Genomic DNA, 23,693 nt, shown 5'->3' with positions numbered 1-23,693 from the left:
CCATGGGCGTTTCGCTCGCAGACAATGATGACGACGACGATTTCGGCGAGACGCATGACATCAACGTCACGCCGTTCATCGACGTCATCCTGGTGCTGCTGATCATCTTCATGGTCGCAGCTCCGCTCTCCACGGTCGACCTGCCGATCGATCTGCCGACCTCGAGCGCGACCCCGCAGAAGAAGCCGGACAAGCCGACCTATCTCAGCATCAAGCCCGACCTGACGCTTGCGATCGGCGAAAACCCGGTCCACCGCGCCGAGTTGATCGGGACCCTCGACGGCCTGTCCGACATGAGCAAGGACAAGTATGTCTTCCTGCGCGCCGATCGTTCGGTGCCGTATGGCGAATTGATGAGCGTCATGGAGCTCTTGCGCTCAGGTGGCTATTCCCGGGTGAAGCTGGTCGCGCTGGAAGGCGCTCCCGGAGCGCCCGCGGCAGGCGCCGGTCAGCCTTAGAGGCGCACGATGTCGGACGAAGCCAGACCATCCCGGAAGCTCTGGATTTTGGCAGCGGTGGCGGCGCTCGCGCTCCATCTGGGCGGTGCCGCGCTCGCCCTGGCCCATCTGCGGACCGATGACGACGACGATGGCCTGGGCGCGTCCGGCGCGGAGTTCGCCGTCGAGATGGCCTCGCCCAAGGCGCCCGAGACCGACCTTCCGCCGGGACCGGACAGCGAAGCGATGCAGGAGCAGCAGGCGCTTCCCGAGCAAAAGGCCGAGACCAAGGAAACCGAGCTTCCAAAGGACCAGTCGCAACAGGTCGACGATCCCGATCGGGTCGTCACCGAAAACATCTCGAAGAAGCCGCAGGACGAGGATCCCAAGATCGCGGCGGTCGAGACACCCGCTGCCGAGGCTTCGCCGCAGTCGGTTGCAACGGCGCGGCAGACACTCGACGAGGACGCGCGCGAGGCCGAGAAGGCCCTGGCGCCGGTGCTTGGCCTCGGCAAGGACATCCTCAGGATTACGACCGACTGGAATCGCAAGATCAGCGCGCACCTCACGGCCCACAAGGTCAACCCGGAGGGCAAGCAGCCCAATAATCAGAAGGTGAAGGTCAGCTTCGCGATCAACCGCAGGGGCAATGTGCTGTCCGTCGACGTCGTGGAGTCATCGGGGGATGTGGCCTACGATGCGGCCGCGCTCTCGATTGTCCGCAAGTCCGATCCCATCCCGCAGCCCCCGGCCGGACTGACCGAAGACCGGTTCGAGCGGACCGTCGACATCATCTTCACGCCGCCGGACGAGAAGAAAAAGAAGAAATCGGCTCAGCGCCAGTAGAGCCGGATCCCGACATAGACCACGACCAGGCAGACGAAGATCAGCGCCACCGGGAGCGGCCGTTTCTGGGCTCCGCTAAACGCCGCCGTGAAGGAGGCCGTCTTCGTCGGTTTCGGGGGAGGTCGGCGGAAAGCGGTAACATTGTCCGCCGCCGGCTCGGGCGGACGGGTGCGGACGTCGGGCGGAGTTCCCGCGCCGCCCATCTCGGCATAGTAGGCCTTGTAGATCGCGCCGATCGTGGCCTCGGTGGCCTCGCCCTCGCTCATCCGCGCCAGCAGGTTCTTGTAGCTGGCCAGGAACTCCTGCGCCTCGGCAGGCAGCGCGGAGGCCCCGTTGAGCTTGGCCATCATCTTCCAGGTGGCAAAATCGGCGCGGGCGCGGGTGTCCGCGCGTCGCGCGATCAGCATATCGGCAGCTTTGACCAAGTCGGCCTCGAGCCCTTCGGCTTATGTTCGGGTGTTCTGTTGAACTACGCGTTGCCGGTCAGGAAGAGAACAGCCTGAATCACATAACCGGTCAACGTTCGCAGTATTCCTGAAATAACATCAAGATTTAGACCGAACTGGGAGCCCGCGAGCGGCAGCAGGATCAGAAGACCAATCAGGATCAGCATCCCGAATGGCTCGAGCCGGGCCAGCGGCATGGCGAGGGCCCGAGGCAACAGCCCGACCGCGACGCGCCCGCCGTCGAGCGGCGGGATCGGCATCATGTTGAACACCGCCAGCACCGCGTTGATGACCAGCGCGTTCTTGAGGTTGTCGAAAATCCACTGGGCCGAGCCTGCCGGTGCAAAGGGCACGGCATGGAGGGCAAGAGCCGCCGCGAGCGCCAGCAGGATGTTGGTGGCGGGCCCGGCAAGGGCCACCCAGACCATGTCGAGCCTGGGATGGTTGAGCTTGCGGAAATTGACGGGAACCGGCTTGGCATAGCCGAACAGGAACGGCGAGTGCGCGAACAGCAGCATCGCCGGCAGGATCAGGGTGCCGAACGGGTCGATATGCTTGATCGGGTTGAAGCTGACGCGGCCGAGCTGCCAGGCCGTGTTGTCACCGAGACGGTACGCGACGAAAGCGTGCGCGGCCTCGTGGAAGGTGATCGCGAGCAGCAGCGGTAGCACCCATACAGAAAGCTCATAGAGGGAAATGTTCACGGCTCGTCCGTCCCGTTTGTGCCTCGTGGCCTTGCAGCCAACCCGGCCGATCCGGTGATGGGGCAACGCGTCAGGTCAGGATATGGGACGCGGGTTCCGAAATCCCAAGCCGTAAATGATCCGCCAGCAGCGCCGCCGGCTGCGACAGGTTGCGCGCGCGGTGAAGGCGGATGTCCGCGGCGGGCAGCGGCGGCAGGCCGTTCGACAGGGCGCGCAGGCGAGGCGGCAGGGTGCCGGCCTTCACAACCGTGATCGCAAGGCCCTCCGCCGCGATCGCTTCCACCGCCGCAAGGGTGCGACTGACGAAGGCCAGGCGCCAGGGCCGGCCGGCGGCATCGAGGGCCTCCGCGGCCCATTGCCGGAACAGGCAGCCCGGCGGGAAGAGCGCGACGGGCAGCGTGTCCTGTGCTTCGGCCCGATACGTCCTGGCCGCAGCCCAGACCGCCTGCTCGCGCCGCAGCAGCTCGCCATCGCCGCGTCCTTCCGGATGCATGGCGATGACGAGGTCATAGGCCTCGCCGAGCCGGGCCGGCATCGTCGCGGTCAGGCCGGTCTCGATCTCGACCCGGATCTCCGGGTGGTTTCGGGCAAAGCGCGCCAGCAATGGCGGAATGACGATCGTGCCGTAATCGTCCATCACGCCGAGGCGGACCACGGCGTCGCGCTTGCGTGCGCGGAGCACAGCGATCGCCTCTGCATTGAGGCCGAGAAGCCGCCTCGCATAAACGAGGAGTTCTTCGCCCGCCGCGGTCAGCGCGACACCGGCCCTGGTGCGCTGAAACAGCCTGGTGCCGATCCGCTCTTCCAGGCGCCTGATCTGGACGCTGACCGCCGACTGGGTCCGGTTGAGCAATTGGGCTGCGCGCGTGAACGAGCGATGCTCGGCGACGGCGAGAAATGCTTTCAGCAGATCGGGGTCGAGAACAGGCGTGGTCATGACGAAAACTTATCCCAGCATGACGGAAACTCCATTCCCTGTTTCGGCGCGCCTCGTATGCTGCGTTCAGAGCTCGTCAAGGGAGGGCGTGTGGGCGAAATCTCCGGCGTTCTGGCCGCGGTGCTGTCGAGCGGCCTCGGCGGCACCTCGATCGGTGCCACGCGCTATCTGGTGGGCAGCCTCGATCCGCTCGCGATCGGCTCGTTCCGGTTCAGCATCGGCTTCCTGCTGCTGTTACCCCTGACGCTGCTCCGCGGTGACCGCTGGCCGGGGCGAGGGGACTGGGCCGCCGCGATCGGGCTCGGCATCCTGTTCTTTGCGCTGTTTCCGATCCTGTTCAACGCGTCGCTGATCTTCACGACCGCCGCGCGCGGCGCGCTCGCCTTGTCGACGCTTCCGCTGTTGTCGCTCGTGATCGGCGCGGCGCTCGGCGCCGAAGCCCTGAGCTGGCGCAAATCGATCGGTGTCGTGATTGCGACGTTTGGCGTTGCCGTCGCGCTGCTCTCCGACCTGACCTCGGCACCATCCGGCGCCTGGCGCGGCGATCTCCTGATGATGGCGGCAGCGCTGTGCATGGCGCTGTACGGCATCTGGTCGAAGCCGCTGATCCGGCGCTCCAGCCCGATCGCCTTCACGACCATGAGCATGGCGGCGGGCGCGGCCTGCCTCATCCTGCTCTCTTATGTCCGCGGCAGTTTTGCGCCGGTCGCCGGCTTCGGCGCGCCGCAATGGCTGGCGGCCTTCTATCTCGGCGCCTTTGGTGCTGCGCTGACCTTCTATCTCTGGGCCTTCGCGCTTGAGCGGACCACGCCGACGCGCGTCGCGATCTCGGTGACGGTCAACCCGATCACGGCCTCCCTGGTCGGCGCCTGGCTGCTGAACGAGCCGCTGCGCTGGAATCTGGCGGCCGGCATTGTTGCGGTGTTTGCCGGGATCTGGATCGCGACGACGGCGGGACGGCGCGCTCAGGCGGCGAGAGTGCCTGCGTCAGGGCAAGCCTGACGTCACGCCGGGATGGTGCCCTGATATTGCGTGAGGCCGTCGTCGAGCTTCAGCCAGGCGACCTTCTCCGAGACCCAGATGTGCTCGGTCGGCGCGAAGGCGTTGCGATCGTCGAAGGTCGTGAGCGAAACGCCCGCCAGCGTGCCGTTGCGCCGCCAGGAGAACAGGCGCGTGCCGCAGCGCTTGCAGAACACGCGATCGATGTTCTCGGACGAGGCATAGCGGCCGGTGTCGCCCTCGACGGTCAGCGCGCGCTGGTCGAACTGCGCGCGGGCAAAATAGGGCGAGCCCATCGCCTTCTGGCACAGGCGGCAATGGCAGATGCGGACGTTGAGCGGCTCACCCTCCGCCTTGAACCGTACCGCGCCGCACAGGCATCCACCTTCCCGGATCATGGCTCAGGCCACCCGCCATTCGCCGACCTGGCGCGCCATGCTCCAGTTGAGATTGTCGAGATCGCCATCCATGTTGGAATTCCCGCGTCTGGTGTTGGTGAAGGCGGCCCAGCAGAAGCCGCCATGGGTGCGCACGGCAATCGTGCTCGTGCCCGGCAGGCTGCCATTGTGCCACCAATTGTCGAATTTGTTGACACAGAAGCCCTTGGCGTAGTTCGGGCTGTAACTGGGCGCGGTGGTCATGACCTCTATGGTGCGCGGCCGCAGGATGTTCGCCGGTCTCGTATAGCCGTCGACATGCATCAGGAACTGCACGAGATCCGCCGGCGTCGCGATCCAGCCGCCATGGGAATCCATCCGCCTCACCTTCATCTCATACGGACTTTCGCCCTGACCGTAGTAGGCGACTTCGCCGGCCTGACGCTGGTCGCGGGTATTACCGGCGATGGTCATGTCGGTGACGCCGCAGCGCGTCAGCACCTCGGTGCGGACGTGCTCGGCATAGGCCTGGCCGGTGAGCTTCTCGATCACGCGGCCCAGCACGCAATAGCCGAAATTGGAATAGGCGTAGTGCTGGCCCGGCGGCCGGTCCAGCGGCCGGTTGGCGAGCGTCCAGGCGATCAGCTCGGCATGATCCATCCGCGGATGCGTGAACATGGGATCGCGGTTGTCATTGCTCCAGCCGCCGGCAGCGTGCGTCAGCAGATGCTCGAGCGTGATCTGGTCGATGCCGGCGGAGTAGGGCGGTGACCCGTAATCGGTGCCGAGCAGTGCACCGGGGCCGAACACGCGATCCGTGAGATTGAGGCGGTTCTCCTCGATCAGGCGGAAGATAGTGACCGAGGTGATCATCTTGCTGACGCTGGCGATCCGGAACAGATGCCGCGGTGTCACGGTCTCGTTCCGCTCGCGATCGGCAAGACCGAAGGCGTCCTCGTGGACAACAGTGCCGGCATAGCCGATCGCAAAGGACAGCGCCGGCACGTCGTATTTGTCCATGAAGCTGCGCGCGAGCCGCGCCATGGCGCCGCGCTCGGCTGGCGAGGGCGGGAGGATGCTCGGCGGGTTGGGCGCCAGTTGCGCGGGTGCAACGCGCGACAGCAGCGGCAGCGCGCCTACGCCCGCTGCGAGCTTCACGAAATCCCGCCGCCCAAAATCCCGACGTCCAAGCCGCATGGTCCACCCCTTCAAGGGGCGGCCAAAGCTTCAGTAGGTCGCCCGTCCGCCGGAAATATCAAACACGGCGCCGGTGGAGAAGGCACAATCTTGGGATGCGAGCCAGCTCACCATCGCGGCGAGCTCTTCCACCAGCACGAAGCGCGCCTTTGGGATTTTTGACAGCATGAAGTCGATATGCTGCTGCGTCATCTGGTCGAAGATCGCGGTCTTCGCCGCGGCCGGCGTCACCGCATTCACGAGGATGTCATGTGCCGCCAATTCCTTGCCGAGCGATTTCGTCAGCGCGATCAGTCCGGCCTTGGAGGCCGAATAATGCGAGGCGTTGGGATTGCCTTCCTTGCCGGCGATCGAGGCGATGTTCACGATCCGCCCGTATTTCTGCTTGAGCATCGTCGGCACGATCGCCTTGCAGACGATGAAAGGGCCGTCGAGATTGATGCGCAGGACCTTGCGCCACTCCTCGAGATCGGTCTCCCAGACCGGCTTGTTGACGCCGGCGATGCCGGCATTGTTGACGAGGATGTCGATCTTGCCGAAGGCGGCAAGCGTCGCATCGCGCGCCTGCTCGACGGCGGCGGGGTCGGTGACGTCGACCTTGAAGACCTTTGTCTCGCCGCCGACTTCATTCGCGGTCTTCTCGGCGAGAGCCGAGTCGAAATCCCAGATCGCGACCTTGGCGCCGGAGTCGATGAAGCGCCGGGTGATGGCACGGCCAAAGCCCTGCGCGCCGCCGGTAACGACGGCAATGCGGCCGTTGAGATCGATCTTGTTCATCGAGAACTCCCTTGTCTATCCCTCATGGTGAGGAGCGCGCACTTGCGCGCGTCTCGAACCATAAGCCCGTGGCCCATCCTCGAGACGGCGCTGTCGCGCCTCCTCGGGATGAGGAGCGATCAGAGCATGTAGCCGCCGTCGACGACAAGGTCGACGCCGGTGGTGAATGCGCTTTCGTCGCTGCCGAGATAGACCGCCATGGATGCGATTTCGTCGGCGGTGCCGAGCCGGCCCATCTTCTGGCGGGAGACGAACATCTCCTTGCCCTGCGGACCCTGCGCGGCGGCGCGGTCGAGCATCGAGGGCGTCTCGACGGTGCCGGGGCAGATGCTGTTGCAGCGGATGCCCTTGGTGATGAAGTCGAGCGCGACCGCGCGCGTCAGCAGCGACACCGCCGCCTTCGACGCGCTGTAGACGTAGCGGTTGGCCGGTGGCCGCAGCGCCGCGCAGGACGAGATGTTGACGATGCTGCCGCCGCCGCCCGCCAGCATCTCGGGCAGGAACGCCCGGATGGTCCGGTGCATCGACTTGACGTTGAGGTCGAACGAGAAGTCAAAATCCTCTTCCGAGCACTCCAGGATGGTGCCGTGATGCACGAAACCGGCCGCGTTGAGCAGGATGTCGACCTTGCCGATGCGCTTGGCGAAGGCGTTGACGTCGGCGGTGTTGCGGACGTCGAGCTTTGCGACCTCGGCGATGCCTTCCTTGGTCAGGCCCGCGATGCCGGCCTCGTTGATGTCGGTGGCGATGACGGTTGCGCCTTCACGCGCGAATGCGATGGCGCATGCGCGCCCGATGCCTGCCGCTGCAGCCGTGACGACGGCGCGCTTTCCCTTGAGGCGGTCTGCCATGTTGTTTTTCTCCTTGGCTTGAATTTGTCTATCGGCTCGTCATTGCGAGGAGCTCGTGACAAAATTGCGCAGCAATTTTGCACTGTTGCGACGAAGCAATCCAGACTGTCTCCTTGGAGATATCTCTGGATTGCTTCGCTTCGCTCGCAATGACGACGTGGCTGTTAGTGGTTGTCTCTGGCGACACCAAACGTGCCGGCGACGTTCTGATACCTTGTGGCGAGCTCCATGCAGGCGCCGGTCGATTGCTGGCCGACCGTGTTGCGGTAGATCTCCTGCCACGGCGTCTGGTTCGCCGGATGCTTGAAGCCGCCATTGGCCATCAGCTCGGCGTGGCGCTTCTTCACCTCGTCGTCCGAAATGAGAATATTGGCGCTGCCCTTGTTGAGGTCGATGCGTACCTTGTCGCCGGTCTTGAGGATCGCGAGCCCGCCATTGGCGGCAGCTTCCGGCGAGGCGTTCAGGATCGACGGCGAGCCCGAGGTGCCGGACTGGCGGCCGTCGCCGATGCAGGGCAGGGCGAGAATGCCGCGTTTGATCAGCGCAGCCGGCGGCTGCATGTTCACGACCTCGGCGCCACCGGGGTAGCCGATCGGGCCGGTGCCGCGGACGAACAGCATGCAATTCTCGTCGATGTCGAGTGAAGGATCGTCGATCCGCTCGTGATAATCCTCCGGGCCCTCGAACACGATGGCGCGGCCCTCGAAGGCGTTGAGGTCCTTCGGGTTGCTGAGATAGCGGTCGCGGAATTCCTTGGAGATCACGCTGGTCTTCATGATCGCGGAATCGAACAGATTGCCCTTCAGGACCAGGAAGCCGGCGTCCTTCACCAGCGGCTTGTCGTAGGCCCTGATCACGTCATTGTCGGGCGCGGGCGCATTGGCGCAGTTCTCGCCGATGCCGCGGCCGTTCACGGTGACCGCGTCCTCGTGGATGCGCTTGTGCTTCATCAGCTCGCGCACCACGGCCGGCACGCCGCCGGCGCGGTGGAATTCCTCGCCGAGATAGAAGCCGGCCGGCTGCATGTTGACCAGCAGCGGCACGTCGTGGCCGAATTTCTGCCAGTCGTCGATCGACAGCTCGACGCCGATGTGGCGGGCCAGCGCGTTGATGTGGATCGGCGCGTTGGTCGAGCCGCCGATCGCCGAGTTGATCACGATGCAGTTCTCGAACGCCTTGCGCGTCAGGATGTCCGACGGCTTGAGGTCTTCCCAGACCATCTCGACGGCGCGCTTGCCGGTCTCGTAGGCGATCTGGCCGCGCTCGCGATAGGGGGCCGGGATCGCCGCGCAGCCCGGCAGCGAGAAGCCGAGCGCTTCAGCAAGCCCGTTCATGGTCGAGGCGGTGCCCATGGTGTTGCAATGGCCGACCGACGGCGCCGAGGACGCCACGATCTCCATGAATTCCTCATAGTCGATCTCGCCGGCCGCGAGCCGTTCGCGCGACTTCCAGACGATGGTGCCGGAGCCGGTGCGCTCGCCGGCATGCCAGCCGTTCAGCATCGGGCCGCCCGACAGTACGATCGCGGGCAGGTTCACGGTCGCCGCCGCCATCATGCAGGCAGGCGTGGTCTTGTCGCAGCCGGTGGTCAGCACCACGCCGTCGAGCGGATAGCCGTAGAGGATCTCGACAAGGCCGAGATAGGCGAGGTTGCGGTCGAGCGCCGCGGTCGGGCGCTTGCCGGTCTCCTGGATCGGATGGGTCGGGAATTCCATCGCAATGCCGCCGGCCTCGCGGATGCCTTCGCGGACGCGGTGCGCCAGCTCGATATGGTGGCGGTTGCAGGGGGAAAGGTCGTTGCCGGTCTGGGCGATGCCGATGATCGGCTTGCCGGACTGAAGCTCGGCCCGGGTGAGGCCGTAATTCAGGTAGCGCTCCATATAGAGCGCGGTCATGCCCGGATTATGCGGATTGTTGAACCATTCCTGCGAGCGGAGGTGGCGGCGAGCGCCGTTGCTGGCGGGCGCATGCCCATTGGTTGGTTTTTTTGTCATTGGTTTCTCCTGCAATGCAAACGCACTGGCGTCGGGAGCTCAGCTTCGGCTGGTGCGATGCCCAACGGCGCGATCCATGGTTCAAAGGCCCGTTGGCGGGTCATTCCCTCACAAGCGCGATACTAGTCTTGGCCACTTGGTAACGCTATCATTTTGTTCGCGGCGCCCGCGCCTGATGCGGCAGGCCTGTCGTCCGACCGCCGCGACGACGAGCTTTGCCGCTCGATCACCTTGAAGCCGAGATCGAGCACCGGCTGCTCGGGGCGGCGTCCGTCGATCGCTTCGATCAGCATGGTGGCGGCCGTGTTGCCCATCTCGTAGCGGTTGGTGCGCACGCTGGTGAGGGTGGGCACCGCGGAGGCCATGAATTCGAGGTCGTTGAATCCGACGATCGCGATCTGCTCGGGGACCGCGATCTCCCGGCGCCGGCATTCGAACAGCACGCCGAGCGCGAGGTCGTCATTGGCGCAGAACACCGAGTCGATATCGGGCTCGCGCGCCAGCAGATCGGTGAACAGGGTGCCGCCGAGCGTCACCGAGGTCGGTGTCGCCGTCGTGACGACGAGGCGCTGCTCGAACAGCGCGGCGTCCTTCATGGCCGAGACATATCCGTCCAGCCGCCGTTGCACCCGCGGATCCATGCGCGCGCCGACGAAGCCGATCTTGCGATGGCCTTGCGCGAACAGGTGGGCGATCGCCGCGCGGGCCGCATCATAGTGCGAAAAGCCGATCATCATGTCGACTGGATTGGGCCCGATCTCCATGATCTGCACGATCGGGCAGTCGGCGGCCTCCAGCATCGCGCGCGATTCCGCGGTCTGGTCGATGCCGGTGACGATCAGTCCGGCCGGCTTCTGCGCAAGAAACAGGCGCAGCAGCTTCTCCTCCTGGAGAATACTGTAGCGTGTGTTGGACAACTGGATCGAGTACCGGCTGCCTTCGGAGGCGTCATAGATGCCGCGCAGCACGTCGGAAAACACGTTGTTGGTCAGTGACGGGATCAAGACGCCGATCACTTCGGTGCGCTGCGAGGCCAGCGCTCGCGCCGCCAGGTTCGGCACATAGCCGAGCTCGTTGGCCGCGCTCTCGACCCGCGTCCGCTTGGCGACCGACAGGGCCTCCGGATTGCGGAAGAACCGGGACGCCGTGATCGGGCTGACGCCGGCAAGCTCGGCAACTTCCGCCAGCCGGATTTTACCTGACTTGGTGCGTTTTCGACCCATTTGCTGCTCTTATCACAGTCGGTCCGGCAAACAAAGGAACGTTGACAGCGCTACCAGCAACGACTAACCAAAGACAAATTGCCAAAACCGCACAAACTGCCGACAATGTCGCTCGCTAAGATCGGGCTTCGTTCGGTGAAGTCTGAAAAACAAGACGGTCGCGGCGCGTGAGGCGTCGTGGACTTTCGAGGAGGGAGCTAGATGTCGTCTGTGCAAATCCGCGACGTGCGGAAATCGTTCGGCAATTTTGAAGTCCTGCACGGCGTTTCGATTCCGATCGAGGACGGCCAGTTTGTCGTCCTGGTTGGCCCCTCCGGCTGCGGCAAGTCGACGCTTCTGCGCATGCTTGCAGGCCTCGAGAACATCACCTCCGGCACGATCTCGATCGGCGACCGCGTCGTCAACAATATCCAGCCCAAGGAGCGGGATATTGCGATGGTGTTCCAGAACTACGCGCTCTATCCGCACATGACCGTCGGCGAGAACATGGGCTTCTCGCTGAAGCTGCGGAACGCGAGCTCCGACGAGATCAACAAGCGTGTCAAGCGCGCTGCCGAAATTCTCGCGCTGTCGCCGCTGCTCGAGCGCTACCCGCGCCAGCTCTCCGGCGGTCAGCGCCAGCGCGTCGCGATGGGTCGCGCCATCGTGCGCGATCCGCAGGTGTTCCTGTTCGACGAGCCCTTGTCGAACCTCGACGCCAAGCTGCGCGTCGCCATGCGCACCGAGATCAAGGAGCTGCACCAGCGGCTGAAGACGACGACCGTCTACGTCACCCACGACCAGATCGAGGCCATGACCATGGCTGACAAGATCGTCGTCATGCATGACGGCATCGTCGAGCAGATGGGCACCCCGCTCGAGCTCTACGACAAGCCCGACAACCAGTTCGTCGCCGGCTTCATCGGCTCGCCGGCCATGAACTTCCTGAAAGGCCATGTGCGCGTCAACGGCGTTGCGACCTTCGAGGGGCCGAACGGCGTCAAGCTGCCGCTCAAGAACGCGCCGGCGGCGTCCGACGGTCGTCCTGTCGTCTACGGTGTGCGACCCGAGCATTTCACCATCGCGGACGACGGCGCCGATGCCGAGATCATCGTGGTCGAGCCGACCGGCTCGGAGACGCAGGTGTTCGCGAAGGTGGGTGGCGAGCAGGTCGTCGCGGTCTTCCGCGAGCGTCACCAGTTCAATCCGGGCGACAAGGTCAAGCTGAAGCCTGACCCGTCACTGGTTCATCTGTTCGACGAGGCGACGGGCAAACGCATGTAGCCGCGCCGAAGGATTGCCCAACGACTGTTCAAGAACGACCCAATACAAATATAAAATTCAGGGAGAGAACGATGAGCAATTTCGACAGGCGAAGTGTGCTTAAGGCCGGCCTGGGCGGCGCAGCGTTGCTGGCCGGCCCGGGCATCGTGCCGGTCCGCGCCGCGGAGTGGACCAACACGCCCGAACCGAACGCGTCCATCCGCGTCTTGCGCTGGAAGCAGTTCATCCAGGCCGAGTTCGACAAGTTCGCCGAGCAGACCAAGAAGTTCTCCGAGAAGACCGGCGTCAAGATCAAGCTCGAGGCCGAGAGCTGGGAAGACATCCGCCCCAAGGCCGCGGTGGCCGCCAATGTCGGCGCCGGCCCCGACCTCATCATCGGCACGCTCGACGATCCCCACAAATTCCCGGAAAAGCTGATCGATATGACTGATGTCGCCGACTATCTCGGCGCGCAGTATGGCGGCTGGTATCCGGTTGCCGAACGTTATGGCAAGAAGGGCAACAGCTGGATCGCCATTCCGCAGGGCGCGACCGGCGGCTGCCTGAACTACCGCATCAGCCACGTTAAGGCTGCGGGCTTCGAGGAATTCCCCAAGGACACCGCCGGCTTCCTCAAGCTCTGCCAGGCGTTGAAGAAGAACAACACGCCGGCCGGCTTCGCGCTCGGCCATGCCACGGGCGATGCCAATGGCTGGTGCCAGTGGGCGCTCTGGGCGTTCGGCGGCAAGGTCGTCAACGACAAGAACGAGGTCGTGATCGACTCCCCGGAGACGATCGCCGCGCTCGAATACGTCAAGCAGCTCTACGAGACCTTCATCCCGGGCGTGCTGTCGTGGAATGACTCGAACAACAACAAGGCGTTCCTGAACGGCGAACTCAGCCTGACGCTGAACGGCATCTCGATCTGGACCGTCGGCAAGAACTCTACCGATGCGAAGCAGCAGGAGATCGCCAAGGATATGAACCACGCGCCGATGCCGATCGGCCCCGTGGGCGTATCGACCGAGCAGCAGAACGTGCTGGTCTACTACGGCTACAAGCACTCGAAGTATCCCAAGGCGGTCAAGGAATTCATCAAATTCATGATGGACAAGGAGAACTACGACGCCTGGGAGGTCGCTTCCAACGGCTACGTGTCGCCGCCGCTGCCGGCCTACAACGACAACCCGGTGTGGACGTCGGATCCGAAGATCACCCCGTATCGCGACTGCCTGAAGCGCTGCCGCGACAACGGCTTTGCCGGCGATCTCGGCTATGCCTCCGCCGCGGTGATGGGCGACTTCGTCGTCGTCGACATGTTCGCGGAAGCAGCCTCCGGCTCGGCGACGCCGAAGCAGGCGGCGGCGCGCGCCGCCGAGCGCGCCAAGCGCTACTACCARGTCTGATCAACGCCAATCCGCGCGGCGTCCGGTTCGCCGGACGCCGTGACTTTTCTCCCGAGGGGAATCCGACATGGCAGTCATGGCCGAGTCCGCTGTCGCGCAGGTCAAGCGCGCCAGCCTCTGGACCAGAGCATTCGAGAGCCGGAATTGGCTCGGCGCGATGTTCATGGTGCCGGCGATCGCGATCCTCATCCTGTTTCTGGCTTATCCGCTGGCGCTGGGCTTCTGGCTCGGCATGACCGACACCAAGATCGGCGGGGCCGGGCGCTATATCGGCTTTGCGAACTTCGTCTCGCTCTCCAAGGATTCGGTGTTCTGGCTCTCGGTCTTCAACACCATCTTCTATACGTTCACCGCGAGCATCGTGAAATTCGCCATCGGCCTTTACCTCGCGCTGCTGCTCAACGAGCGGCTGCCGTTCAAGTCGATGATTCGCGCCATCGTGCTGCTGCCCTTCGTGGTGCCGACGGTGCTGTCCGCGATCGCGTTCTGGTGGATCTATGACAGCCAGTTCTCGATCATCTCCTGGGTGCTGATCAAGGCCGGCCTGATCACGCGCTACATCGACTTCCTCGGCGATCCCTGGAATGCGCGCTTGTCGGTCGTCGCCGCCAACATCTGGCGTGGCGTGCCCTTTGTGGCGATCACGCTGCTGGCGGGATTGCAGACGATTTCGCCCTCGCTCTACGAGGCGGCCAATCTCGATGGCGCCACCAACATGCAGCGCTTCCGCCACATCACGCTGCCGATGCTGTCGCCGATCATCGCGGTCGTGATGACATTCTCGGTGCTGATGACGTTCACCGACTTCCAGCTGATCTACACCATCACGCGGGGCGGGCCGATCAATGCCACGCATCTGATGGCGACGCTGTCGTTCCAGCGCGCCATCACCGGCGGCAATCTCGGGGAGGGCGCAGCGATCTCGAACGCGATGATCCCGTTCCTGGTCGCAGCGATCCTGCTCAGCTTCTTCGGGCTTCAGCGCTCCCGCTGGCAGCAGGGCGGGAGGGACTGACCATGAGCACCGCAGACGACCAAAGCGTCGGAATGGATTATCTCGAGAGCTTCCCGCGGAAGTTCTTGCGGGTGTACTTTCCGCTCGGCCTGATCATCTTCTTCCTGCTGTTCCCGTTCTATTGGATGGCGGTCGCGACGTTCAAGCCGGACGCGGAGATGTACGATTACGAGAAGTATAATCCGTTCTGGATCGTGAATCCGACCATTGAGCACATCAAGAAGCTGTTGGTCGAAACCGACTATCCGCTCTGGATGTGGAACACCGTGATCGTCTCGGTGTCCTCCACCTTCATCTCGCTGTTCGCCAGCGTCTGCGCCGCCTACGCGATCGAACGTCTCCGCTACAAGGGCTCGCGCTATGTGGGGCTAGCGATCTTCCTCGGCTATCTCGTGCCGCCCTCGATCCTGTTCATTCCGCTGGCGGCGATCGTGTTCCAGCTCGGCCTGTTCGATGGCAATCTGGCGCTGATCCTGACCTATCCGACCTTCCTGATCCCGTTCTGCACCTGGCTCCTGATGGGCTATTTCCGCACCATTCCCTACGAGCTCGAGGAATGCGCGCTGATCGACGGTGCGACGCGGCTCCAGATCCTGGTCAAGATCACGCTGCCGCTGTCGCTCCCGGGGGTGATCTCGGCCGGCATCTTCGCCTTCACGTTGTCCTGGAACGAGTTCATCTACGCGCTGACCTTCATCTCCTCGTCGGAGAACAAGACGATTCCCGTCGGCGCCATCACCGAGCTCGTCAGCGGCGACGTCTACCATTGGGGCGCGCTGATGGCGGCGGCCCTGATCGGCTCGGTCCCCGTAGTTATCCTTTATTCCTTCTTCGTGGAGTATTATGTGTCGGCGATGACCGGCGCCGTGAAGGAATGATCGCGGGGCCTGCCTTGAGAGCGTGCCAGGAGAACGTGTCAGGAGCGGCGCGCTCCGGCCAATAAGAAGGAGTAGGCTCTTGCACATTCTGGTTCTGGGCGCCGCCGGCATGGTCGGCCGTAAATTGTGTGAACGGCTGTTGCGCGACGGCCGGCTCGGCAAGAGCGACATCACCAAACTGACCATGCACGACGTGGTCGAGCCCAAGAAGCCGGAAAAGGCCGGTTTCCCCGTCGAGACCGTGTCAGGCGATTTCGCCGTGCCGGGGGCAGCCGAAAAGCTGATCGCCGGCCGACCCGACGTGATCTTCCATCTCGCCGCGATCGTCTCCGGCGAAGCCGAGCTCGATTTCGACAAGGGCTACCGCATCAATCTCGACGGCACGCGGATGCTGCTCGATGCCGTCAGGCTCGTCGGCGGCGGCTACAAGCCGCGCGTGGTCTTCACCTCGTCAATCGCGGTGTTCGGCGCGCCGTTCCCGGATGCGATCGGCGACGAGTTCTTCCACACCCCGCTGCTCAGCTACGGCACCCAGAAGGCGATCGGTGAATTGCTGCTCGCCGACTATTCGCGCCGCGGCTTCCTCGACGGCATCGGCATCCGCCTACCGACCATCTGCATCCGGCCCGGCCTGCCCAATAAGGCGGCATCGGGCTTCTTCTCCAACATCCTGCGCGAGCCGCTGGCCGGCAAGGAAGCGATCCTCCCGGTCTCCGAGGACGTCCGCCACTGGCACGCCACGCCGCGTTCCGCCGTCGGCTTCCTGCTCCATGCCGGCACGATGGACCTCGCCAAGGTCGGTCCGCGCCGCAACCTGACCATGCCCGGCTTCTCGGCCACCGTCGGTGAGCAGATCGCAGCCCTCCGTCGTGTTGCGGGCGACAAGGTCGCCGCGCGCATCAAGCACGAGCTGGATCCGTTCATCGTCGGCATCGTCGGCGGCTGGCCGCGCAATTTCGAGGCGAAGCGGGCACGCGAGCTCGGCTTCACCACCGAAGAAAAGACTTTTGACGACATCATCCGCATTCACATCGAAGACGAGCTCGGCGGCAACTTCGTCGCCTGATCGAACTGATGAACAGCGTGGATATGACGATGGCGAGCGTTGCTTGCATCGGTGAATGCATGGTCGAGCTCCGGCAGGCCCAGGGTGGACAGTCCGCTGGACAGTCCAGCGGGCATGGCCAGGGCGGCGGCCTGTATTCGCGCGGCTTTGGTGGCGACACCCTCAACACGGCGGTGTACCTGGCGCGGCTCGAGGTCAAGGTCGACTATCTCACCGCGCTCGGCGACGATGCCCTGAGCGACGAGATGATCGCGGCCTGGAATGCGGAGGGCGTCGGGACCCGCCGCGTCTCCCGGCTGCCGGGCAAGCTGCCCGGCCTCTACATGATCCAGACGGATGCGAAGGGCGAGCGGCAGTTCTTCCACTGGCGCGACAGTGCGGCGGCGCGCCAGTTGATGAACCTGCCCGAGACGGACGAGCTGCTCAACTCGCTGATGAGCTACGACATCGTCTATCTCTCCGCGATCACGCTCTCGATCTACGATGCGGCCGGGCGCGAGCGCCTGTTCGCGGCGATCAAGCGGGCGCGCCTGCTCGGCACCCGCTTCGTGTTCGACACCAATTTCCGCGCGCGGGGATGGCCGGACCGCGACGTCGCCCGCGAGGTCTTTGCCACGGCGTTTGCGACCGCCGACATCGTGCTGACCTCGACCGAGGATCTGCTCGCGCTCTATCCCGGCGAAAGCCACGAGCAGTTGATGGCACGCATCCCGAGCCCCGAGCTGGTGTTCCGTCTCGCCGAGCCCGTCAGCCTGCTGCGCTTTCCCGGCGGCACCAGCGAGGTCCGCGCCGAGCCCATGACCAAGCCGGTCGTTGACACCACAGCGGCGGGCGACAGCTTTGCCGCGGCCTATATCGCGGCCCGGCTCGGCGGCTCCGATCCGGTCGAGGCAGCCCAGGCCGGGCACCGCCTCGCCAGCCTCGTGATCTGCTATGCCGGCGCCATCATTCCGGGCTATGCCATGCCGCCGAAGAAGCGGCACCGGCCGGCGACCACGCGTCAAGCGACCAAGTGAAACGAAAGCCAAGATGACCACGACCGCCCAACAGAACCATCTCGTCGCGCTGTTCAAGGCCGCGACCGTCATTCCCGTCCTCACCATCGAGCGGATCCAGGATGCCGTGCCGCTGGCGAAAGCGCTGGTGGCCGGCGGCGTCCGCACGCTGGAAGTGACCATGCGCACCCCCGTTGCGATCGAGGCGGCGAGGGCGATGATGGCCGAGGTGCCCGAGGCGGTCGTCGGCATCGGCACGATCCTCAAGCCGGCCGATTTCGTCCGTGTCGAGAAGTTGGGCGTCGCGTTCGGCATCAGCCCGGGTCTGACCCCCGATCTGCTGAAGGTCGCCGCGGACAGCTCCTTGCCGTTCGCGCCGGGCATTGCCACCGCGTCCGAGCTGATGCTGGCGCTGTCCTACGGCCTCGACGTCGCAAAATTCTTCCCGGCCGAGCAGGCCGGCGGCATCAAGGGCCTGCGCGCGCTGGGCGGGCCGTTCCCGAATGTGCGGTTCTGCCCGACCGGCGGTGTGGGCGAGGCCAATGCGGCGACCTGGCTCGCCGAGCCCAACGTGGTCGCGGTCGGCGGTTCCTGGCTATGCCCGACGGCGGAGATCAAGGCCGGGAACTGGGCCGGCATAACTGCCATCTGCCAGCGCACCCTCAAGGCCCTGAAAGCCACGTGAAGTCTTGCGGTTGGTGGGCTAAGACTTAGGTCAGTAAGAGACCCCAGGGAGATGACCATGACCGCCAGCATCGTCGGATGGGCGCATACGCCGTTCGGCAAGTTCGACACCGAGACCGTCGAAAGCCTCGTCACCCGCGTGGCCAACGAGGCGATGGCCGATGCCGGCATTTCCGCCTCCGACGTCGACGAGATCGTGCTCGGCCATTTCAACGCCGGTTTCTCGCCGCAGGATTTTACCGCCTCGCTGGTGCTCCAGGCCGACCCGAAGCTGCGCTTCAAGCCGACGACCCGCGTCGAGAACGCCTGCGCCACCGGCTCCGCCGCGGTCCATCAGGGCCTGCGTGCGATCGACGCAGGCGCGGCCAGGATCGTGCTCGTCGTCGGCGTCGAGCAGATGACCCGCACCCCGGGGCCCGAGATCGGCAAGAACCTGCTCAAGGCATCCTATCTGCCGGAAGACGGCGACACCGTCGGCGGCTTCGCCGGCGTGTTCGGCAAGATCGCCAGCTCCTATTTCCAGAAATACGGCGACCAGTCCGATGCGCTGGCGCTGATCGCGGCCAAGAACCACAAGAACGGCGTCGCCAACCCCTTCGCCCAGATGCGCAAGGACTTTGGCTTCGAGTTCTGCCGCGCCGAGAGCGAGAAGAACCCCTACGTCGCGGGTCCACTGAAGCGTACCGACTGCTCGCTGGTCTCCGACGGCGCCGCGGCGCTGGTGCTGGCCGACGCCGAGACCGCCAAGGGCATGAGCAAGTCGATCGGCTTCCGCGCCACCGCGCACGCCCAGGACTTTTTGCCGATGTCCAAGCGCGACATCCTCCAGTTCGAGGGCTGCACGGTCGCTTGGCAGCGCGCGCTGGAGAAGGCGGGCGTTGCGCTCACCGATCTCTCCTTCGTCGAGACCCATGACTGCTTCACGGTCGCCGAGCTGATCGAGTACGAAGCGATGGGCCTGACGCCGAAGGGACAGGGCGCCCGCGCCATCAAGGAAGGCTGGACGCTCAAGGACGGCAAGCTGCCGGTCAATCCGTCCGGCGGGTTGAAGGCCAAGGGCCATCCGATCGGCGCCACCGGCGTCTCCATGCACGTGATGACCGCGATGCAGCTCGCTGGCCAGGCGCCCGAGGGCATGCAGCTCAAGAACGCCAAGCTTGGCGGCATCTTCAACATGGGCGGCGCAGCGGTCGCGAATTACGTTTCCGTGCTGGAGCCGCTGAAGTAAGTTCTCGTAGGGTGGGCAAAGGCGCGTTTGCGCCGTGCCCACCTTTTTGTTGCGCTAGATCATGGTGGGCACGCTAGGCTTTGCCCATCCTGCGGCTCTTCATTGATTGGCAGGGAATGCATCATGGGCAATGACTACGAAGACTCGCTGTCGATAGACGCACTCAACGATCGCATCGCGATCCTCGAGGACAATATCCGGCAGCTCATCGAGCAGGCCGCGGCCGCCTCCGGCGAGCAGAACGAGTCGCGGATCGCCGACCGGATCAACCAGCAGAACGATGAGCTCGACCGTCTCATCAAGATCCGCGAATCCCGCCAGAAGAAATAGCGGCCGCGGCACCGCGCATGCGGCCATACCCCGGCCGCCCTTGCGCGCGCGGCGTCGCTGCCCTTAGCTGGACCGAAATCGCAGGGCGAGGTTGAGCCCGCGCAATCGGGAGCGAATGGATGGGGCCGCTGAAGGGCATCAAGGTCGTGGATATGACCACCGTGCTGATGGGTCCCTATGCGACCCAGATGCTCGGCGATTACGGTGCCGACGTGATCAAGGTGGAATCGCTCGACGGCGACGTCACTCGCCTGATCGGCCCGATGCGCCATGCCGGCATGGGCCCGGTGTACCTCAACACCAACCGCAGCAAGCGCTCGATCTGTCTCGACCTGAAGAAGCCCGCCGGCCGCGATGCCGTGCTGCGGCTGCTGAAGGACGCCGACGTTCTCGTCTACAATGTCCGCCCGCAGGCGATGGCGCGGCTTCAGCTCGGCTACGACGTTGTCTCCGCAATCAACCCGCGTCTCGTCTACGCCGGCGTGTTCGGCTTCGGCCAGGACGGTCCTTATGCGGCAAAGCCCGCCTATGACGATTTGATCCCGGGCGCGACCGCGCTCCCCGCCTTGATGGCGCAGACCGGTGACGGCGTGCCGCGCTATGTGCCCAACGCGCTGGTCGACCGCATCGTCGGTCTCACTGCGGTCGGCGCGATCTGCGCCAGCCTCGTGCATCGGGATCGCACCGGCCGCGGCCAGCGCGTCGACATCCCGATGTTCGAGACCATGGCCGGCTTCGTCATGGGCGACCACATGGGCGGGCTCACCTACGAGCCGCCGCTCGACAAGGGCGGCTACGCCCGCCACCTCTCGCGCGACCGCCGGCCCTACAAGACCTCGGACGGCTATCTCAGCGTCATCGTCTACAACGACAAGCAGTGGGAGAACTTCTTCAAGGCAACGAGCCGCGACGATCTGCGCGCCGACCCCAAATTCGCGACCTTCGCCGGCCGTGCCGCCAATATCGACGTCGTCTATGCCGAGCTCGCGCGCATCTTCGAGACGCGCACCACGGCCGAATGGATCGATTTGCTGACCAAGGCCGACGTGCCTGTGATGCCGATGCACGACCTCGCGTCGATCCTGCACGACGAGCATCTGGAAGCCACCGGCTTCTTCCCGGTCGTGAACCATCCGACCGAAGGCCCGATCCGCAGCATGAAGGTGACGGCGACCTGGTCGGAGACCGAGGCGGAGCCGGTGCGACTCGCGCCGCGGCTCAACGAGCACGGCGCGGAGATTCTGCGTGAGGTCGGCTACTCCCCGGACGAGATCGCCGCCATGGTGCGCGACGGTGTCACGCGCTCACCGCCGGAGCAGGGAGGGGCACCATGAGCTTCATCACCGGCGTCGGCCTCACACCCTACGGCAAGCACGAAGGCTCGTCCTCGCTCGACCTGATGAGCCGGGCCGCGCAAGCCGCGCTCGACGATGCCGGGCTGAAGCGTTCGGACATCGACGGCATCCTCTGCGGCTACTCCACCGTGTCGCCGCACATCATGCTGGCGACCGTCTTCGCCGAGCATTTTGGCATCCGCCCGTCCTACGCGCATGCCGTGCAGGTCGGCGGCGCCACTGGTCTCGCGATGACGATGCTGGCCCATCACCTCGTCGAGGCGGGTGTCGCGCGCAACGTCCTCGTCGTCGCCGGTGAGAACCGGCTCACCGGGCAGAGCCGCGACGCTTCGATCCAGGCGCTGGCGCAGGTCGGTCATCCCGACTACGAGGTGCCGCTCGGCCCGACCATTCCCGCCTATTACGGCCTGGTCGCCACCCGCTACATGCACGAATACGGCGTGACGGAAGAGGACCTCGCCGAATTCGCCGTGCTGATGCGCGCGCATGCCTGCACCCATCCCGGCGCACAATTCCACGATCCCATCACGGTCGCCGATGTCATGGCGTCCAAGCCGGTGGCGATGCCGCTCAAGCTGCTGGACTGCTGCCCGGTGTCGGACGGCGGCGCGGCTTTCGTCATCAGCCGTGAGCGGACCGGCGAGGCCGGCGTGCGCATCCGCGGCTGCGCCCAGGCGCATACCCATCAGCACGTGACGGCCGCGCCCGCGCTCAGCGAGCTCGGTGCTGAAATCTCGATTGCCCGCGCCAAGGAGGCCACCGGCCTTGCGATCTCCGATGTGCGCTACGCCGCGATCTACGACAGTTTCACGATCACGCTCTCTATGCTGCTGGAAGACCTCGGCCTTGCCGGCCGCGGCGAGGCCGCAGCCCACGTGCGCGCCGGCCGTTTCAGCCGCGACGGCGCGATGCCGCTCAACACCCATGGCGGCCTGCTCAGCTATGGCCATTGCGGCGTCGGCGGCGCCATGGCGCATCTGGTCGAGGCACATTTGCAGATGACGGGGCGGGCTGCGAATCGCCAGGTGCGCGACGCCTCGATCGCGCTGCTGCACGGTGATGGCGGCGTGCTGTCGTCCCACGTGAGCATGTTTCTGGAGCGCGTGCGATGAGCGAGCGAATCGCGGACTGGACCAAGGGTGAGCAGGCCATCACCTTTCAGACCTGCGGCGCATGCGGCCATGTGCAGTATTTCCATCGCGCCTTCTGCGCGGCCTGCGGCGCGCCCGATCCGCGCGACGCGCGCGCCAGCGGCAAGGGCAGGGTCTATGCGACTTCGCTGGTCTGCCGCGCCGCCACGCCCGAGACCCGGGCGCACGTGCCCTACAACATCCTGCTGGTCGATTGCGCCGAGGGATTTCGCATGATGGCGCACGGCGAGACGAATCTAGCTATCGGCGATGAGGTCACCGCGAGCTTCCCGACGTTCGCCGGCAAGCTCGTGCCGTTTTTCAGCAAAAGGAAATAGTAGGATTCGTCATTCGGGGGCGGTCCAAGGGACCGAGCCTGGAACGGGATTCTGGGCCTGGCTTGTGCGAGAGCCACCCCGGAATGACGAAAACACTCTACGCAACTCTTTTGCTAACGCCCGTAGAACAAGATGCTGGCGATGACGAGCATCGCCGTCACCGCCAGCATATGCGCGAGCGCTCCCGAGGCCGCCCCCTTGGTGGCTTCCTTCATGCCTATTCTCCCTAGACTTGGGCGTGACTCATCGTTGCGCGCACTGCGCACCCGACGGTCAATTGTTTTTACTCGGAACACCCCTTGCGAGTATTCACCGTGATTTGTCCCCACACGGCGAATATCGACTGTGCCAAGGTCGATCAGCAATGCGGCGGCATTTTGACTCGATGATGTTGCTGTTGCGGTCGCGCAGCACAGGGTTTGCGGCAACTTTCTTCAATCGCGACAAATCATCGGATTTTCCCGCGAGAATTCGCGGGTTTCTTTGTGGCCATCGATTTGGCCTTCGAAGCCTCCATCAGCGCATCCCTGATGTTGGTGAGGTGACGCGTCATGGCGTGGCTCGCCTTGCGCGGGTTCCTCGCTTGAACGGCTTCGAAGATGGCCTCGTGATCCCTGCGCCACATGGGCCGGTAGTCCTCCATCTGCATGTGGTTGTGAATCTCCTGCCAGATGCCGGACTCGGTCTGTGCGCGCCACAGCGAGTCGCTGATCGACACCAGCGCGCCGTTCCCGGTCGCCTCGGCCAGCACCATGTGGAAGCGGTGGTCGGACGTGTCGGCCTCGCGTCCCTGCGCATGCTCCCAGCGCATCATCGCGAGCGCTTCGGCGAGCTGCGCGAAGGCGGCCTCGGAGCCGCGCTGCGCCGCGATCGCCGCGATCTGCGGTTCGATCAGCTGGCGCGCCTCCAGGTTCTCGAATGGCCCAAAACCTTCGAGCACGTGCACGTCAGGTGCCTCCTGACGACTGATCACATAGACGCCGCTGTTACTGCGCACCTTCAGCATGCCGGCCATTGCCAGCGACAGGATGGCCTCGCGCACCGTCGGCCTCGACACGCCAAACGTCTTCGCGAGATCGCGCTCTGCCGGCAGGCGCTGGCCGATCCGGTAACTCGCCTGGATCATCGCAGCAATGCGCCGGGCAACGATCTCGAAGCTGCGTTCAGGCTTGGACGGGGGATCGTGCAACATCTTCGTGCTCATCAGTCCTTTTTTTGAGTTTGACAAGCTGCCGCTC

At 64.8% G+C, this 23,693-nt stretch carries 25 protein-coding genes; 15 read left to right on the top strand and 10 right to left on the bottom strand.

What is annotated here, in order from left to right:
* The first annotated feature begins 2 nt into the window (after positions 1–2).
* Both exbD and AC1DW2_RS18215 read left to right on the top strand, forming a co-directional pair.
* Positions 3–458, top strand: a complete 456-nt coding sequence (gene exbD / locus AC1DW2_RS18220; RefSeq protein ID WP_014495997.1) for a TonB system transport protein ExbD — start codon at positions 3–5, stop codon at positions 456–458.
* A gap of 9 nt (positions 459–467) precedes the next feature.
* Complete coding sequence (locus AC1DW2_RS18215) at positions 468–1,283, top strand: energy transducer TonB family protein (protein ID WP_071914947.1); 816 nt, start codon at positions 468–470, stop codon at positions 1,281–1,283.
* Here the strand turns inward: AC1DW2_RS18215 and AC1DW2_RS18210 are convergent.
* The 3 genes from AC1DW2_RS18210 to AC1DW2_RS18200 all read right to left on the bottom strand — a co-directional run bounded on the left by AC1DW2_RS18210 (position 1,271) and on the right by AC1DW2_RS18200 (position 3,370).
* Positions 1,271–1,690, bottom strand: a complete 420-nt coding sequence (locus tag AC1DW2_RS18210; protein WP_477006898.1) for a hypothetical protein — start codon at positions 1,688–1,690, stop codon at positions 1,271–1,273. The two genes, AC1DW2_RS18215 and AC1DW2_RS18210, sit on opposite strands and share 13 nt — an antisense overlap.
* A gap of 62 nt (positions 1,691–1,752) precedes the next feature.
* On the bottom strand, positions 1,753–2,433 hold the full coding sequence (locus AC1DW2_RS18205) for a site-2 protease family protein (RefSeq protein ID WP_354117476.1): 681 nt from the start codon (positions 2,431–2,433) through the stop codon (positions 1,753–1,755).
* A 70-nt stretch (positions 2,434–2,503) separates the two neighbouring features.
* Positions 2,504–3,370, bottom strand: a complete 867-nt coding sequence (locus tag AC1DW2_RS18200) for a LysR family transcriptional regulator (RefSeq protein WP_477006814.1) — start codon at positions 3,368–3,370, stop codon at positions 2,504–2,506.
* Between the two features lie 90 nt (positions 3,371–3,460).
* Between AC1DW2_RS18200 and AC1DW2_RS18195 the strand changes: the two genes are divergently transcribed.
* Positions 3,461–4,372 carry a DMT family transporter gene (locus AC1DW2_RS18195; protein WP_477006813.1) on the top strand — a complete coding sequence of 304 codons (912 nt, stop codon included), beginning with the start codon at positions 3,461–3,463 and terminating at the stop codon, positions 4,370–4,372.
* Between the two features lie 2 nt (positions 4,373–4,374).
* Here the strand turns inward: AC1DW2_RS18195 and AC1DW2_RS18190 are convergent, their stop codons facing one another.
* From AC1DW2_RS18190 to gntR, 6 genes are all read right to left on the bottom strand, one after another.
* On the bottom strand, positions 4,375–4,767 hold the full coding sequence (locus tag AC1DW2_RS18190; RefSeq protein WP_014495990.1) for a GFA family protein: 393 nt from the start codon (positions 4,765–4,767) through the stop codon (positions 4,375–4,377).
* 3 nt (positions 4,768–4,770) lie between these two features.
* Positions 4,771–5,943, bottom strand: a complete 1,173-nt coding sequence (locus tag AC1DW2_RS18185; RefSeq protein WP_477006812.1) for a serine hydrolase domain-containing protein — start codon at positions 5,941–5,943, stop codon at positions 4,771–4,773.
* A 30-nt stretch (positions 5,944–5,973) separates the two neighbouring features.
* Positions 5,974–6,720 carry an SDR family NAD(P)-dependent oxidoreductase gene (locus AC1DW2_RS18180; protein ID WP_014495989.1) on the bottom strand — a complete coding sequence of 249 codons (747 nt, stop codon included), beginning with the start codon at positions 6,718–6,720 and terminating at the stop codon, positions 5,974–5,976.
* A gap of 119 nt (positions 6,721–6,839) precedes the next feature.
* Positions 6,840–7,571 (bottom strand): SDR family oxidoreductase, encoded by a 732-nt coding sequence (locus AC1DW2_RS18175; protein WP_135214354.1) that lies wholly within the window; start codon positions 7,569–7,571, stop codon positions 6,840–6,842.
* A 164-nt stretch (positions 7,572–7,735) separates the two neighbouring features.
* Positions 7,736–9,565: an IlvD/Edd family dehydratase gene (locus tag AC1DW2_RS18170; protein WP_085401991.1), complete on the bottom strand. Its 1,830-nt coding sequence runs from the start codon at positions 9,563–9,565 to the stop codon at positions 7,736–7,738.
* Between the two features lie 122 nt (positions 9,566–9,687).
* Positions 9,688–10,788 carry an HTH-type transcriptional regulator GntR gene (gene gntR, locus AC1DW2_RS18165; RefSeq protein WP_166095128.1) on the bottom strand — a complete coding sequence of 367 codons (1,101 nt, stop codon included), beginning with the start codon at positions 10,786–10,788 and terminating at the stop codon, positions 9,688–9,690.
* Between the two features lie 201 nt (positions 10,789–10,989).
* On the opposite strand from gntR, the gene AC1DW2_RS18160 reads away from it, so the two are divergent.
* From AC1DW2_RS18160 to AC1DW2_RS18105, 12 genes are all read left to right on the top strand, one after another.
* Positions 10,990–12,051: an ABC transporter ATP-binding protein gene (locus AC1DW2_RS18160; protein WP_063983849.1), complete on the top strand. Its 1,062-nt coding sequence runs from the start codon at positions 10,990–10,992 to the stop codon at positions 12,049–12,051.
* Between the two features lie 71 nt (positions 12,052–12,122).
* Entirely contained in the window at positions 12,123–13,436 is a 1,314-nt protein-coding gene (locus tag AC1DW2_RS18155) for an ABC transporter substrate-binding protein (RefSeq protein WP_071914934.1), read from the top strand.
* Positions 13,437–13,503: 67 nt separating this feature from the next.
* Complete coding sequence (locus AC1DW2_RS18150) at positions 13,504–14,451, top strand: carbohydrate ABC transporter permease (protein ID WP_063983847.1); 948 nt, start codon at positions 13,504–13,506, stop codon at positions 14,449–14,451.
* 2 nt (positions 14,452–14,453) lie between these two features.
* Positions 14,454–15,329, top strand: a complete 876-nt coding sequence (locus AC1DW2_RS18145) for a carbohydrate ABC transporter permease (RefSeq protein ID WP_014495982.1) — start codon at positions 14,454–14,456, stop codon at positions 15,327–15,329.
* A gap of 79 nt (positions 15,330–15,408) precedes the next feature.
* Positions 15,409–16,395 carry a D-erythronate dehydrogenase gene (gene denD / locus AC1DW2_RS18140; RefSeq protein WP_208086257.1) on the top strand — a complete coding sequence of 329 codons (987 nt, stop codon included), beginning with the start codon at positions 15,409–15,411 and terminating at the stop codon, positions 16,393–16,395.
* Between the two features lie 29 nt (positions 16,396–16,424).
* Positions 16,425–17,411, top strand: coding sequence for a sugar kinase (locus tag AC1DW2_RS18135; RefSeq protein WP_477006811.1), 987 nt, complete (start codon positions 16,425–16,427; stop codon positions 17,409–17,411).
* Positions 17,412–17,424: 13 nt separating this feature from the next.
* On the top strand, positions 17,425–18,075 hold the full coding sequence (gene eda, locus AC1DW2_RS18130) for a bifunctional 4-hydroxy-2-oxoglutarate aldolase/2-dehydro-3-deoxy-phosphogluconate aldolase (protein ID WP_028146563.1): 651 nt from the start codon (positions 17,425–17,427) through the stop codon (positions 18,073–18,075).
* A 57-nt stretch (positions 18,076–18,132) separates the two neighbouring features.
* On the top strand, positions 18,133–19,302 hold the full coding sequence (locus AC1DW2_RS18125) for an acetyl-CoA acetyltransferase (RefSeq protein WP_063983845.1): 1,170 nt from the start codon (positions 18,133–18,135) through the stop codon (positions 19,300–19,302).
* 123 nt (positions 19,303–19,425) lie between these two features.
* Positions 19,426–19,632 (top strand): hypothetical protein, encoded by a 207-nt coding sequence (locus tag AC1DW2_RS18120; RefSeq protein WP_014495977.1) that lies wholly within the window; start codon positions 19,426–19,428, stop codon positions 19,630–19,632.
* A 119-nt stretch (positions 19,633–19,751) separates the two neighbouring features.
* Positions 19,752–20,966 (top strand): CaiB/BaiF CoA transferase family protein, encoded by a 1,215-nt coding sequence (locus tag AC1DW2_RS18115; protein WP_477006810.1) that lies wholly within the window; start codon positions 19,752–19,754, stop codon positions 20,964–20,966.
* Positions 20,963–22,099: a thiolase family protein gene (locus tag AC1DW2_RS18110; protein WP_477006809.1), complete on the top strand. Its 1,137-nt coding sequence runs from the start codon at positions 20,963–20,965 to the stop codon at positions 22,097–22,099. The genes AC1DW2_RS18115 and AC1DW2_RS18110 overlap by 4 nt, the downstream gene beginning before the upstream one ends.
* The gene (locus tag AC1DW2_RS18105) at positions 22,096–22,455 is read left to right on the top strand and encodes a Zn-ribbon domain-containing OB-fold protein (RefSeq protein ID WP_038931970.1); all 360 of its coding nucleotides are present in this window, start codon (positions 22,096–22,098) and stop codon (positions 22,453–22,455) included. Before AC1DW2_RS18110 ends, AC1DW2_RS18105 begins: the two co-directional genes overlap by 4 nt.
* A 448-nt stretch (positions 22,456–22,903) precedes the next feature.
* Here AC1DW2_RS18105 and AC1DW2_RS18100 read toward each other — a convergent pair whose 3' ends face one another.
* Entirely contained in the window at positions 22,904–23,659 is a 756-nt protein-coding gene (locus AC1DW2_RS18100; RefSeq protein WP_208086263.1) for a FadR/GntR family transcriptional regulator, read from the bottom strand.
* Positions 23,660–23,693 lie beyond the last annotated feature (34 nt).

It is taken from the genome of Bradyrhizobium sp. P3_C3, assembly GCF_056402655.1.
This window is presented reverse-complemented; position numbering and strand designations above follow the sequence as displayed.